Below are 13,547 nucleotides of genomic sequence, written 5' to 3' on the forward strand. Positions count from 1 at the left end.
TTCTCCAACCCACGGGATGGTCGCCACGTCCCGTCAGGGGCATGTCGCCACCCGGTCGATTTCAGGACTTTCCATGGACACCATCACCAAGCAAGACCGCATCATGCTGAAGAACCTCAAGGTCGCCGACTTCGCCAGCGAGGAAACGCTGTGCTTCACCGCGACCGTCGTGTTCGACGGCACTCCCATCGCCGAGGCCCGCAACGACGGGCATGGCGGCTCGACATTCCTCCGCGCGCTCAACGGCAAGACGACGCTGCTGGCTCAGGCCGAAGCCTTCGCCAAGGAACTGCCGCCTGCGCCTCTCGATCTCGGCCAAGAGGGTGAAGACCCCCATTACATCGACATGACGCTCGACTTCCTGGTCGATGAGCTGGCCGCCGTTATGCGCGCGGAGCGTAAGGTGCGAACCGCGTTCAATCGAGATGTCGGCAACAGGGTGCTGTTCGTGAAGGACGGCAAGCTGAAGTTTCTCAAGGGCATCAAGCTCAAAGCCATCGCCGACCGCAAGACGTATTTCGCTGCGTTGCGCGCCCGGCAGGACCAGCCCATCGTCATCCTCGCCGAGCTGGAACCGGACGAGGCATTCGTCCTGTGGAAGCAGCATGTCCTGGGCGACAAGCCCAACTGAGCCAGCGTCAACGCACCCTCCTGACAGCCCCGCACTCGATGCGGGGCTTTTCTTTTCTGCGCACATCAATCGGGGCTGGGTCGGATGCCGTTTTCCAACTGACGCTGCATGGCCCTCGCAGGAAGCTGCCGGCATGTTCGCTGATTCGTCAGCACATGCCAGCAGCCAGGGTTCCAGGCTGCCGCGGGTCTCTCCCGCGTCACCCACCAGTCCGCATCGCATCAATTCTGCGGATGAGCGTCCTTGTGACGCTGATGCTTTTTATCAACCGCGTGCGGGAGCTTCCATCCCGTGAGGGACAAGGCCCCGCTTTTCCAAGGAGCCCGTCCATGTCCCAGCAAGCCTATTTCGGCCAATTGGCCTCGACCTACTGCGGCAAGTTCCTGCCGCTCGAAGTCCTGCAAAGCGCCGCCGGCCACTACATCGGCACGCGCGATACCGAAGGTCCTGTTTCGCGGGAATCCCGCGAGTACTTCCGCAGCTATGCCGCGGCTCAACGCGCCCTCGAAAGAGGCGGCTGGTCCCAGCTCGCCATTCCCTGATCCAACTGGAGGAATCACGTCATGAATCAACTTCTGCCACAGGAAGTCGTCGATCAGATCATGCGGGAAGAGCAGCATTTCGCTGCCGCGCCCCAAGCCTTCTTCGAGGCCTGGAAGCGCGGTGTCGAGATCGCTGGCCCCGAATGGTTCGGCGACGGCACCCGTGAAGGTCTGAACCAGGCCAACACCAAGTGGGATCTGCGTCCCGACATGCTGCGGCTCAACGATGCCCTCGGCGTCCTGAGCAGCGGCGAACGCATGTTCCTGTCCGCCATGGTCAGCTTCTACAACGCGCGCGAGGGCGGCGCCATGCTCAAGCGCTGCCACTTCGACGGGCTGTCGGACTTCGACGGTCTCGACCTGGAACGCCGCAAGGTCATCGCCGACCTGCTGGTGAACTACAGCGGTTGGTGAGCCGGTCTCCGGCACGCCACTGTCCTCTCGATCCCACGTGAGGGACATGCGCCCATGAGGCCATGTCCCTCAATTTTTCTTACCCATCGCCCGGCGCCAACGGCCTTGGGCTATTCCCGCGGATGCCATCGTCCGCACGGGCTGGCTCCGCTCACTTCCCCGAAAGGAGCCACCATGGCAAACAACTACTACGAAGGCACGGGCGTTCTCGTGCTCGACCGCGTTACTCCCGTCATCAAGGCGCTGTTCGGCGCCTTTGCGCTGGATGAAAACCATCCCGGCAATGGGCAGGCTTACATCGCCCAGATCGCCGAGACCAATGACCCGCGCTGGACGGATGTGCTGGATGGCCTGGAAGACCTGGCCACACAACTCGGCATCCCCATGCCCGACGACGAAGAACTGTCGATTCCACCTCTGCTTGAACGGCTGGCCGCGCACTTCGGTGCTGACCAGGACGGAGAGCTGGAGAACCTCATCGAGCACCACCAGTTCGAGGACAGCGCCGACCTGGAAGCCTTGTTTCTGATCGCCTCCTGCCTCGATGACGGTCATCACCTGACCGCCATCCAGTTCGAGGGTTGCTGGCATTGCAGCAAACCGAGGCTGTTCGAGTTCGGCGGCAACGGCTGCTACCTGAGCCGCGAGGCCCAGGTCTTCAGAACGTCCTCGCAGGCACTCCAACTCGGCGACCAACTGCGCAAGACCATCGTGGCCACCGACATCGAAGAGGCCTCGGCATTGATCGCGCTGGAGGCCGCCAACCTGCTTGCCGGCATCACCGACGAGCATTTCCGCCTGAATGTGCGCCATCGCATCGCCGAACGGCTGGCCCAGACGCCAACGATCAGCGCCGACTGACGCATTTTCCACTTTCAACCCACCGGGTCCAATTCCCGGTGGCGGGGATTGGCTCCATTATTCAATTCTGGAGAGTTCCCATGTCCCTGAAACCCAATCCCTTTCTCCGCGGCTACTGGAATCTGAAAATCGTCCGCACGCTGTGCATCGGCTACGACGACGGAAGCCCGCATGTCTGGCGAATCATCCACGCCAGCCAACAGCACTTTTCCGACGAGGAGCTGATTTCATCCTCGTGCATCGTCACAAGCGATTTCGCCGTGGTCAGGAATGGTCCCGAACCCGTGAGTGCCGAGGTGCTGGCCGAATGCGATGCCGGTGAAGGTGTCAGCGGCGAAGGCGTAATCGGCGCCGTGGTCTATGCCATCCATGGCGATGACTTCGACGGCCGCCCCGTCCACGTCGGCGACACCTATTCGGCTGAAGCTGCACGGGAAGTCGTGCAGCGCCTGAGTTTCGAGACCGGCTACTACAGCCGGTGCTGGGAAATCAGCAGTGCACACATAAGCGAGGAAACCGGCCAATACCTCGCCAACCTGGCAGACCTCGCCACGCCGGAGGCATTCCTGTTCATCGCGTTTCGGGTTCCTTACAGCCCGGCGATCGGCATCAAGCTGATCTCCACCCCCTGGACGGACAAGAACCTGGAGCACGTCGAGGGGATCAGTGCGGAGCAGCTTCGCCAGGAGCACCGAAGCAAGGGTATGCCGGATGACCTGGCGAACGTCATTGAACTGGCTGGCCAAGCCGATGTGCGCATCCTGATTCTCGACGCCGACGCACCCGTGCTGTTGGGCCTGCCGTTGGCCGAGTCCTAGCAGCCACGCGACACAACATCCTTCCTCTTTGTTCTCCCCATACCAGCCCGTCTCCCTCCCGGAGCCGGGCTGGTTCATTTTCATAGGAGCAACCTCATGTTACCCGACCTCATCCCTAGCACGTCCGACTTCGAGTACCAGCTCGGTTCCTGCGTCAATGCCATGGGCCAGGACGACGCCATCGGCCAGATCCTGGTATTCAAGCGCATGAGCGGCACGCTGCACATGCGCCATGTCGCCAGCGCCGAACTGGTGGACACCGACATTGACGACTACGAAATGGTCGTCTTCGACGGTGGCAACACCAGCGGCGATACATGGAAACATGTCTTCTTCCCACGTCAGCGAGAACACTACTTCGTGTACGAAGCCTGACCCAACCAAGCCCCTTTCGAGGGGCTTTTTCTTGTCCGAAGCACTGGAAAGCGGGTGCGACGCTGTGCGATTTCTTGCGGGCAGGCCGCCCATTTCAGAGCCATCCTTGCTCCATGTTCGTCGGCGTTGCCGACACATGCCCTGGCAGCCGAGGCCTTCAAGGCTGCAAGTGCGGGACACCGTGCTGGTCGATTCTTCCTACGGACGTACAGCGTCCATCCACCCACAAGGGACCTCTCCCTTGTGGACGGGGAATCCCTTGTTCTTTCTCAAGGAGATTCCCATGGATCGCTCTCTCATCAAGACCCTGATGCCTTCGCTTGTCGCAGGCCATGTGCCCCGCAACGTGCGGTCGTTCAAGTACCGCGTGTTCGATGATCAGCCGCAATCCTCGACGCTGGGCTTCGCCATCGATCCCCAACCCTTCGACGGCAAGGTGGTCGCGGCGAATGACGATGCCATCGTCGTCAAGCTCAAGCCCAGCGAGTTCGCGGTGCTCGACCCCAACCTGGTGACCACCGTCCCGAGCGAGGGCGCCAAGGTTCATGTCCAACCCTACGCCCGGCGACGTTTCGACGGCCTGCGCGCGGACACCCCGGAAGTCGTCACCGAGAAGACTTCGGATGGCACGCCTTACACCATCACGAGGCATATCCTCGGCAAAGCGCCCGCCAAGCTGCCCATTCCCGAGCCGCAGTGCATGGAACTGGGCCAACTCATCGAGCAGTTGGAGGAGATGCCCGCGCCCGACGGGTTCCGGTGCATCACCCACATGCTGGTCGATGCAGGTGCCCGCGACTTCGTCTGGGTCGATCCCAAGCCCTCCAAGATCATCGAGACCCCGCCGGCGATCAGCTTCACGGTTTCAACCACCAAGTTCGAGGGTCAGGTGACGATCCTCTACGACCGTGGCGGCGACACCTACGTGGTGGAGCTGCATCGCGACGGTGAATTGATCGATCGGCACGACGAGGTGTATTTCGACATGCTCGGTGACGTGCTAGAGCGGCTCATCGACGACGGGAGCTGGCGCCTGATCGACGTCAGCGTGATCGACGCCAAAGCTCCTCGGCGACGTCAGGCGGTTCCAGCCTGACATGCCAGACAGGAAGCCCAGCGGCACGACTGACCAGTCCATAGCCTACCGGCGACTGCCCCACAAGCCTTCCATCCGTTTGGGTGGAGGGCTTTTTCTTCATCCATACAGGAGATTTCAACCATGTCACTGCGATTCAGAGGCTCCGACCTGCGCCCCGTGCTTGCCGAGGCCATCGCCAACCAATGCCGCGTCGCCCTGGCCAAGGACCAGGGCGTGTACTTCCTCGCCGAGCGCGGAGAGCGCCGCCCCGATGGCCGCGTGAAGCTGCTGGCCTATGCCGTCGGCTGCAACCCGGATACCGACCCGTTCGATGACTGGTGGGAACTGGCACGCGCCGAACTTGGAGGCGACGACTTCGGCGAGTTCTTCGACCCGAAAGACAGCGTTTTCACTCGCATTCTGCAAAGCTCAGATGATCTGGAGCTGTCCGCCACCGCTACGCATCTGTCACTGGCGGCGGTGGAATCGGCGTAGTCAAAAATGTCCGCATACCCTTTGAAGCCCCCATTTTGGGGGCTTCTTTTTGGGCGGAACTGGGCAGCCTGGAAAAAATGGGAAGCGCCCGGATGCCGATTGATTGCTGTCGCACGCGCGAGGCCCGGCCATGCTGACCCCATGCCTGCTGACGTCGTCAGCGACATGCCAGGCAACCATCGGTCTTCGAGGTTGCAGCGCAGTTCCCACTGCGTGACCGTGCCAGCTCGCACAGCATCCCTTCGCGAGCGGCCACCAGTCTCTGGTGGCGGATGCTTTCGCCTTATCAACCCACCGCGGGGTTACGCACCTCTCCCCGCATGCGTGGGCTGGTGTGTCTCCGCTTCATCCCTATGGAGATTCACCATGAACACCACTTCAAACGAGAAATCGTATTTCGACCTCCACACTTCGGGCATCGGCTACATCCAGCGTGTCCGTGAAGTGCCCGTCAGGGGCGGCCGCCGAGCGCAGCCTTTCCTGGCATGCACCATCGCCGCGCTGGTCGGCCCTGCCAGGGACCCCAGCTACCGCTACTTCGACGTCAAAGTCTCGGGTGCCGAGGCCAAGAAGCTCGTCCAGCGCTACATCGGCGTTGACGATCCCAAGCAGCGCCCACTGGTGCGCTTCCGCACTGGCGATCTGCGCGCCGATCCCTTCATCCGCGACAAGGGTGAACGCAAGGGCGAAGTAGGCGGGTCTCTCAAGGCCCGGCTGCTCAAGACCGAACTGATTGACCGGGCCGAACTGGCCTCGATCAAGCAGCACGAGCTGATCACCCGCGGCATCGGCTACCTCAGCCGCCCGAAGGACGTCACTCCCAAAGACGGTGATCCCTTCCTGTCGTGCTGCATCGCAGCGCTGACCGGCCCTGTCGATGAACCGGAGTATCGGTATTTCGACACGATCGTCGCCACCCCTGAAGCCGAGCACCTGGTTCGCCGGTGCGTGCAGGCCATCGAAGCGGATCGCAAAGTGCTGGTCGCCTTCCGTCTGAACGACATGAAGATCGATCCGTACATCCGCACCAAGGGCGAGCACGCCGGGGAACCGGCCGCGAGTCTGGAATCGACGCTGGTCCACATCGGTCTGATCAAGATCGATGGCACCCAGGTCTATCCCACGAGCCAGGCGCAAGCCGAGGCACCGCAGGCCCAGGACGCATCCGCGCCCGAAGCCGAGGACGCTGCCGACACCGCTGCCGAGCAGCCTGCCGAGTCCGCCGAGCGCGAGCCCGCAGGTGAAGTCGAGGAGCAGGAGCCGGCATTGGCTGCTTCGTTCTGATCCGGCATGGCCCCTCACGGGGCCTTGCCTTTTTCCTATTTCTCAAGGAGAAGCATCATGGCAGTCACATCGGCACCCGAGAAATCGGCCACGCCCATCATCGTCCCGGGCCAGCTCGCGCTGCGCACCATTCACGGCCGCAACGGAAAGTTCAACGTTGGCAAGCTCGAATGCCAACTCGGCAAGTTCACGATAAAAGATGCCGAACTGGAGCAGTACCCCGAGGGCAAGTACCAAGGGGAATTCGTCCTCCGCTACATCTTCCTCAAAGGCTATCCGATCAGCGACGGCAGCATGCGTTTCGAGATGCGCGCCAACCTGGACGGCATGACACTTTTCGGCATCGACAAGCTGAGCAAGGCCGAAGCACATAGCTTCGCCCCGCAGGAAGTCGATCCGCTCGATGAAGAGCAAGGGCCGCCGCCTGCGGCAACGCCGGTCAAGGCCGCCAAGGCATCCAGGTTCGCCAAATCTGCACCCGTGCAGGCCTCCGCGGACCCGCTGATCGATACCACGCCCTTCGGCGTGGACGCGCCGCCGCCTGCTACGGCTGCTGCCCCCGGCAGCACCGAGGATGGCGACGCCGCACTGTTCGGCCTGTTGTGGCCGCTGGGCGAGTCCGTGAAGCTGGATTCGACCATCGACCGCCGCGCCCTGCGCGCGCAGATCGCCCGCCTGGGCGAACTGGGCTACGCGCTGGACTTCAAGACGCAGGAGTGGAGCCGCCAGGCCGAACTGCAACCTGCGTGACCATGGGCGCCGCATCCGCGGTGTCCTTCATCCACCCGCCGGGGTTCCTTCCCCATGCGGGGGAGGCCTCGGCTCCTTTTTGGAGGTCTCCATCATGTCCACCATCGCTTGCGATTCCCCTCGCTCCGCTCTGGATGAACCCGCTTGGCGGGCTCTCTGCGAGACGGAAGCCGCACAAGCCACCAAGGGGTGCGGACTGTCTCACGACTACTACGTCGAACGCTTCAGTTCGGCGATCGACGAGCAAGTTGCTCGACTGCCCGAAGACCAACGCGCACAAGCGCTGCAGATCGCACAGGAATGGGACTACGCGACACCGGCCGAAAGGCAGGAAGCCCAGGACTGGAACGCTGAACACGGCTATTGCTCGCACGGAATCGAACTGGGTTATTGCCCGGCCGGTTGCGATTCGGACTACTGAGGTCCGGCACACGTAATCGCCGCTTGATCGGCTTTTCACCACCCGTCGGGGGTTCTCCCCCTGCGGGCGGCCTCCGACTCTACTTTTTCCAGGAGGCCTCTCATGGGCTGGTATTTCTCTCCCCAATCGCGGTCTGAACTGATCGCGGAACTGATCGCACCGCAGCAGACCGAGCGCGTCAGCGCGAAGGTCATCGCTCACGCACTGCGCGGCAACGTGCTGTGGTCCGTGGTCGAAACGACCGCCAAGGTCGAGGGTGTGCATCGTGATCTCGCGCCGGGCCAGTCCCTGCGCTACATCCGCTGCGATCTGCTGGAACGCAGCGGCAACCAGTGGGGCTACAAGCCGCTGGAAGAGTCCATGCACCCGTACTACTACTCGTGCCCGCTGTCCTATCTGAACCTCGCACCGGAGCAGTCCGCCGACTGGCGTGCAGGCGTTCGCGCCTACCACGCACGGCGACGCACACCCACGGCTGTCACTGCTCCCGCCGCGACGCTGATGGCCTGAGCCAGGAGGAACCAACATGGACCCGATCCTGGCTGCGCTCTCACCCTCGCTGCTGGCACTCGTTGAAGGAAGTTTGTCCAACGACGAAGTGTCCTCCGACGAGGAGATGCTGGAGTACTTCATCAGCAACGGCCTCACCGAGGAACAGGCACGGCAGGCACTGACCTACCGCGACCAGTACCTCAACAACATCTACCTGGACGGCTTCACGCCGATCACGGCGGTGGACGAGGCGCTTCACTTCAACCCGCACACCCGGCAGTTCGAGCCGGACTGAGCGATTTTCTTCCCACTGGGGCAGTACTTGCCCCAGGGGGCGGTGCTGTTCCCGTTCATCCGAGGACACCACCATGCCCGCAAACACTTCTTCCACGCTGTACCGCATCGACGAATGCCCGGACGTGATGGCCGACGCCTGTGTCGGCGATGACCAGGGCAACCTGATCTTCCTGTCCATCTGGGCGCGCGACACCGCCGTCCAGCAGTTCCTTGCTCGCCTGACCCTCGGGCGCGACGAGCAGGGACTGGACCAGTTCCACATCATCACCGACCAGGGCGGCAGCGTCCCGGTGTTCGTCGGCAACGTCGATCGCCTGGAAAAGCGCATGACCCGCGCTTACCGGCGAACGCTGTTCGGTTCGCTGTCCAACGTGTGGCTGTTCGACCGGCGCTGCGTCAAGCCCGACAAGGCCAACGCCAGCGCATTGGCATTGCTGCCACGCGACAGTGCCCACCGGCTTGACCGCCTGTGGATGCTGGTGCGGGACACCTGCCCGTTGCCGCTGCTCGACCACTGGCGCGAGACCGTGCTGGAACTGCTGCAAAGCCGCGAGATGCTGGCCCGCCTTCCGTTCGCCCTCGGGCCGCTGGAAGGCCATCGGCTCGCCATCGACGTGCCGGCGCTGACCTTGGCGCTGGGTTCCCTGATCCGCAGTGACGTGCTCGCCGCCTATCCATACCCGGCCAAGATCTGGACGCCGGAAGTGGTAGCGGCCTGACCCACCCACGGAGGCACGCCTTGGCGTGCTTCCGTGTTTCATCCCCGCCAACAAGGAGACTTCCATGGCCCTCATGTTCCCGCGGCTCGCCCGCAATTTCGCCAAGAACGGGTACTACCCGACCGACGAACCCACGCTCGAAAGAGCCCTCAACGCACTAATGCCCAGCGACGGGCCGATGTGCATCCTCGATCCCTGCGCCGGCGAAGGCGTGGCAATCGCCGAAGCCGCCCATGCCCTCGGGCGCGAGCAGGCCAAGGCGTTCGCCGTCGAGTTCGACGCGGAGCGGGCACGCCATGCCCGAGGTCTGGTCGATCACTGCCTGCACGCGGATCTGATGGACACGATGGTCTCCAAACAGTCCTTCGGGCTGCTCTGGCTCAACCCGCCGTATGGCGACCTGTCCAAGGACGTCAACGGCAACATCGGCTATCAAGGTCAGGGACGTGCCCGCCTCGAAAAGCTGTTCTATCAGCGTTCGCTGTCGCTGCTGCAGTACGGCGGCGTGCTGGTCTTCATCGTCCCCGGCTACGTGCTCGACGCGGAGCTGGTTGGTTGGCTGACACGCCACTACACCGATCTGCGGATCTACCGAGCGGTGGAAACGCAGTTCAAGCAGGTGGTGATCTTTGGCCGAAGGGTGCGCCAGCGCGAGCAGGCCCCCGATGGCGTCAAGGCCGTGCGCAATCTGCTGCTGCAGGTTGGGCTTGGCGAAGTCGAAGCCGAGGAGCTGCCGAGCGATTGGCCGTTCCTGCCGTACATCGTCCCCGCCAGTCCGGCCGAGCCGGAGCATTTCTTCCGCGTGACGATGGAGCCCGAGCAGTTCGCCGACGAGGTTGGCAGGCTGCAAGGCCTCTGGCCGTCGCTGGACACGCACCTGGGGGCCGCGCAGCAGTCGCTGCGTCCACCGGCGCGGGCCTTGTCCCACTGGCATCTCGCCCTGGCCTTGGCCGCGGGCGCGATCTCCGGCGTTGTGCGCTCCCAGACGGGCCGCGTGCTCGTCGTCAAAGGTGACACCCACAAGGACAAGACGCTCCAGCGGGAATTCACCGAACGCGAAGACGGCTCCATCGCCGAGACCCGCATCCTCACCGACAAGTTTGTGCCCGTCATCCGCGCATGGGACATGACGCCTGGCTCCGCGACACGGGGCGAGGTGCTGACCATCCGCTGATCCACCGGACGCGCTGCCGTCCTGCTGTACCACATCGAAGGAGAAACACCATGTTCCCCAATCCGTTCAAGCGGCCGGCGCCGCGCAAGCAACCGTTGTTCGCACCGAGTACGTTGAAGTTGAGCGAGAAGGTGCATTGGCTGGCCCGAAGAGGCCTGATCGACCCCTTAGCCTATGTCCAGCGCCATGTGCGCGGGGACTGGGGCGAGATCGATGAGGCCACACGCCAAGCCAACGACGTGGCGATCCAACAGGACAACCTGATGATCTCGCAGTTCAGGATCACGCCGGATCTGGCGCTGATCGTCAAGACCAGCGAGGACCACGAGACCACGGTGATCCAGCTTCCCGAAGAGCGGGACCTGATCTGACGTCCCCACATCGTCATCCTCATTCTCCTGACGGAGCCACTTCACTCCGACAGGGGTGTCGTGGCTCAATGACTCATCAAGGAGGAGCCCATGGCATCACATCGCATCGAAACCTACTGTCAGAGCCTGGCGTTCCCCATCGGGGCGCTTATCTTCAGCAAAGGCATTGACCGCCTGGTCCGCTCGGGTCGCCTCGACCCGATCCCGTACTTCAGGCGCCACACCCGTGGCGACTGGGGCGACGTCAACGTCCAGCAATGGCAGGCCAACAGCACCGCGCTTCAATCAGGCGCATCGCTGGCATCGCACTACGTGATCCATCCGGGGCTGGCCATTCGCATCGTTACCGACGCGGAGCGCCACGCCACCGTCATCGTTCTGCCGTCCGAGGACTGATCACGGTTCAGCCGCTGGCCACCCAGGCCAGCACCTTCAACCACCGTCGGCCACGCGTCGATTTACTTCCCACCACGGGGCATGCCACTGCCCCGCTGGGGGTGGTGCATGCCCCTTTTTCTTTGGAGCATCACCATGTCCCTCGATCTCGAAACCAATGCCGCTGAAGCCGCGCCCGTACAGGGCGAACTGCTAGACGCGGAATCTTCCCCTCTGACCCTGAGCCTTCAGGATTTCGTCGGCGAGTTCGGCGACGAACTGCTCGACGCCCTCAACAGCGCCAACCCGCCGGTCTATACCGGCCAACCGCAAGCACATCGCCAGCTCATCGTCGCCAGCCTCAAGCGCAAGCTGTTCCAGGCCCAGGCCGAAGTCGTCCACGCCGCCGCCGAGCTGCTGATTGACCGTGGCGAGCGCGCCGCGATCGTCAATGGCGAGATGGGCTGCGGCAAGACGACCGTCGGCATCGCCACGGCCGCTGTGCTCAACGCCGAAGGCTACCGCCGGACCTTGGTTCTCTCGCCCCCGCACCTTGTTTACAAGTGGCGGCGCGAGATCCAGGAGACAGTAGCGGGCGCGAAGGTCTGGGTGCTCAACGGCCCCGATACCTTGGTCAAGCTCATCAAGCTGCGCGAGCAGTTGGGTGTGCAGCCGACCGGCCAGGAGTTCTTTGTCCTGGGGCGCGTCAGGATGCGGATGGGGTTCCACTGGAAGCCTGTCTTCACCCAGCGGCGCACCCGCCACGGCGACGTGGCGGCCTGCCCGGACTGCGGCACGGTCATCACCGACCTCGACGGCGAGCCGGTCAACCCGGTCGCGCTCGAAGCCGAGGAGTACCGCAGGAAGTGCAGCCATTGCGCAGCGCCCCTGTGGACGCTGATCCGCCCACGCAGCCTGTCCGGCAACGACCAGTCCTCGGCCGTGCTGAAAGCCTTGAAGCGCATCCCGACCATCGGGGCAGTCACCGCGCAGAAGCTGATGCAGAAGTTCGGAGACGGCTTCCTGGCCTCGATGCTCGGCGACAACATCCATGAGTTCATCAATCTCATGGACGGCAACGGCGAGCTGGTGTTTTCCGACCGTCAGGCCACCCGCATGGAACGGGCGATGGCCAACATGGAGTTCGGCTTTGGCGAAGGCGGCTACCAGCCGTCCGAGTTCATCAAACGCTACCTGCCGCAAGGCACGTTCGACCTGCTCATCGCCGACGAGGCGCACGAGTACAAGAACGGCGGCAGTGCCCAAGGCCAGGCCATGGGCGTGCTGGCGGCGAAGGCTCGCAAGACCTTGCTGCTGACTGGCACGCTGATGGGCGGCTACGGGGACGACCTGTTCTACCTGCTGTTCCGAGCCCTTCCGGGGCGGATGATCGAAGACGGCTACCGCCCGACCACGAGCGGCAGCATGACCTCGGCCGCGATGGCGTTCATGCGCGATCACGGAGTCTTGAAGGACATCTACTCCGAGAGCACCGGCACGGCGCACAAGACGGCCAAGGGCACCAAGGTATCGGTGCGCACGGTCAAGGCCCCGGGCTTCGGCCCCAAGGGCGTCTTGCGCTGCATCCTGCCGTTCACGATCTTCCTCAAGCTCAAGGACATCGGCGGCAACGTCCTGCCGCCGTATGACGAGGAGTTCCGAGAAGTCGCGATGGACACGGCGCAAGCCGCGGCCTACCGCGATCTGGCGGGTCGGCTGACCGCGGAGCTGAAACAGGCTCTTGCACGACGCGATACGACTTTGCTGGGTGTGGTGCTCAACGTGCTGCTGGCCTGGCCAGATTGCTGCTTCCGGTCGGAGACCGTGGTGCATCCGCGCACGCGCAACACCTTGGCGTTCGTCCCGGCTCAGTTCAACGAGTTCGAGATCAGTCCCAAGGAGCGCGAGCTTATCGACATCTGCAAAGAGGAGAAGGCGCAGGGCCGCAAGGTCCTGGCCTATACGGTCTATACCGGCACGCGCGACACCACGTCGCGCCTGAAGGTGTTGTTGGAGCAGGAAGGCTTCAAAGTGGCGGTGCTGCGCGCAAGCGTGGATGCCAGCCGCCGCGAGGACTGGATCGCCGAGCAACTGGACCGTGGCATCGATGTGCTCATCACCAACCCCGAGCTGGTTAAAACGGGACTGGACCTGTTGGAGTTTCCGACGATCGTGTTCATGCAGTCGGGCTACAACGTGTACTCGCTGCAGCAGGCGGCACGCCGCTCCTGGCGCATCGGGCAGAAGCTGTCCGTGCGCGTGATCTACCTCGGCTACGCCGGTTCCTCGCAGATGACCTGCCTAGAGCTGATGGCCAAGAAGATCATGGTCTCGCAGTCCACCTCGGGCGACGTGCCCGAATCGGGGCTGGATGTGCTCAACCAGGACGGTGATTCCGTCGAGGTCGCACTGGCCCGGCAACTGGTCGCCGCCTGATCCCCACGCCATCG

At 63.3% G+C, this 13,547-nt stretch carries 18 protein-coding genes; all 18 read left to right on the forward strand.

The window, feature by feature from the left end; translation table 11 throughout:
- Nucleotides 1-73: 73 nt before the first annotated feature.
- The 18 genes from ACUTAG_RS20640 to ACUTAG_RS20725 all read left to right on the forward strand — a co-directional run bounded on the left by ACUTAG_RS20640 (nucleotide 74) and on the right by ACUTAG_RS20725 (nucleotide 13,533).
- Nucleotides 74-631, forward strand: coding sequence for a hypothetical protein (locus ACUTAG_RS20640; protein WP_057380518.1), 558 nt, complete (start codon nucleotides 74-76; stop codon nucleotides 629-631).
- Between the two features lie 329 nt (nucleotides 632-960).
- Nucleotides 961-1,173: a hypothetical protein gene (locus tag ACUTAG_RS20645; protein WP_057380517.1), complete on the forward strand. Its 213-nt coding sequence runs from the start codon at nucleotides 961-963 to the stop codon at nucleotides 1,171-1,173.
- A 21-nt stretch (nucleotides 1,174-1,194) separates the two neighbouring features.
- The gene (locus tag ACUTAG_RS20650; RefSeq protein WP_057380516.1) at nucleotides 1,195-1,587 is read left to right on the forward strand and encodes a hypothetical protein; all 393 of its coding nucleotides are present in this window, start codon (nucleotides 1,195-1,197) and stop codon (nucleotides 1,585-1,587) included.
- Between the two features lie 174 nt (nucleotides 1,588-1,761).
- Complete coding sequence (locus ACUTAG_RS20655; RefSeq protein ID WP_182964925.1) at nucleotides 1,762-2,448, forward strand: hypothetical protein; 687 nt, start codon at nucleotides 1,762-1,764, stop codon at nucleotides 2,446-2,448.
- Nucleotides 2,449-2,528: 80 nt separating this feature from the next.
- Complete coding sequence (locus ACUTAG_RS20660; RefSeq protein WP_057380514.1) at nucleotides 2,529-3,266, forward strand: DUF5983 family protein; 738 nt, start codon at nucleotides 2,529-2,531, stop codon at nucleotides 3,264-3,266.
- A gap of 96 nt (nucleotides 3,267-3,362) precedes the next feature.
- Nucleotides 3,363-3,641 carry a hypothetical protein gene (locus ACUTAG_RS20665; protein ID WP_057380513.1) on the forward strand — a complete coding sequence of 93 codons (279 nt, stop codon included), beginning with the start codon at nucleotides 3,363-3,365 and terminating at the stop codon, nucleotides 3,639-3,641.
- 283 nt (nucleotides 3,642-3,924) lie between these two features.
- Nucleotides 3,925-4,737, forward strand: a complete 813-nt coding sequence (locus ACUTAG_RS20670; RefSeq protein ID WP_446650293.1) for a GTPase — start codon at nucleotides 3,925-3,927, stop codon at nucleotides 4,735-4,737.
- Nucleotides 4,738-4,860: 123 nt separating this feature from the next.
- Nucleotides 4,861-5,214, forward strand: coding sequence for a DUF3085 domain-containing protein (locus tag ACUTAG_RS20675; protein ID WP_049231617.1), 354 nt, complete (start codon nucleotides 4,861-4,863; stop codon nucleotides 5,212-5,214).
- Between the two features lie 366 nt (nucleotides 5,215-5,580).
- A complete protein-coding gene (locus tag ACUTAG_RS20680; RefSeq protein ID WP_023093459.1) occupies nucleotides 5,581-6,498 on the forward strand; it encodes a DUF3577 domain-containing protein in 918 nt (305 codons plus the stop codon).
- 57 nt (nucleotides 6,499-6,555) lie between these two features.
- Nucleotides 6,556-7,248, forward strand: a complete 693-nt coding sequence (locus ACUTAG_RS20685) for a DUF3275 family protein (RefSeq protein ID WP_057380511.1) — start codon at nucleotides 6,556-6,558, stop codon at nucleotides 7,246-7,248.
- A gap of 94 nt (nucleotides 7,249-7,342) precedes the next feature.
- A complete protein-coding gene (locus ACUTAG_RS20690) occupies nucleotides 7,343-7,669 on the forward strand; it encodes a hypothetical protein (protein ID WP_023093457.1) in 327 nt (108 codons plus the stop codon).
- Nucleotides 7,670-7,771: 102 nt separating this feature from the next.
- Nucleotides 7,772-8,179: a hypothetical protein gene (locus tag ACUTAG_RS20695; RefSeq protein WP_057380510.1), complete on the forward strand. Its 408-nt coding sequence runs from the start codon at nucleotides 7,772-7,774 to the stop codon at nucleotides 8,177-8,179.
- Nucleotides 8,180-8,195: 16 nt separating this feature from the next.
- Nucleotides 8,196-8,456: a hypothetical protein gene (locus ACUTAG_RS20700; protein WP_003050326.1), complete on the forward strand. Its 261-nt coding sequence runs from the start codon at nucleotides 8,196-8,198 to the stop codon at nucleotides 8,454-8,456.
- Between the two features lie 73 nt (nucleotides 8,457-8,529).
- Nucleotides 8,530-9,177 carry a hypothetical protein gene (locus ACUTAG_RS20705; RefSeq protein WP_446650294.1) on the forward strand — a complete coding sequence of 216 codons (648 nt, stop codon included), beginning with the start codon at nucleotides 8,530-8,532 and terminating at the stop codon, nucleotides 9,175-9,177.
- A 40-nt stretch (nucleotides 9,178-9,217) separates the two neighbouring features.
- Nucleotides 9,218-10,351 (forward strand): DUF6094 domain-containing protein, encoded by a 1,134-nt coding sequence (locus ACUTAG_RS20710; RefSeq protein ID WP_267462693.1) that lies wholly within the window; start codon nucleotides 9,218-9,220, stop codon nucleotides 10,349-10,351.
- A 50-nt stretch (nucleotides 10,352-10,401) separates the two neighbouring features.
- On the forward strand, nucleotides 10,402-10,722 hold the full coding sequence (locus ACUTAG_RS20715) for a hypothetical protein (RefSeq protein WP_057380508.1): 321 nt from the start codon (nucleotides 10,402-10,404) through the stop codon (nucleotides 10,720-10,722).
- Nucleotides 10,723-10,812: 90 nt separating this feature from the next.
- A complete protein-coding gene (locus tag ACUTAG_RS20720; protein WP_023093452.1) occupies nucleotides 10,813-11,118 on the forward strand; it encodes a hypothetical protein in 306 nt (101 codons plus the stop codon).
- 135 nt (nucleotides 11,119-11,253) lie between these two features.
- On the forward strand, nucleotides 11,254-13,533 hold the full coding sequence (locus tag ACUTAG_RS20725; protein WP_446650295.1) for a helicase-related protein: 2,280 nt from the start codon (nucleotides 11,254-11,256) through the stop codon (nucleotides 13,531-13,533).
- Nucleotides 13,534-13,547 lie beyond the last annotated feature (14 nt).

The sequence above is a fragment of the Achromobacter sp. CSND-B12 genome (assembly GCF_052906545.1).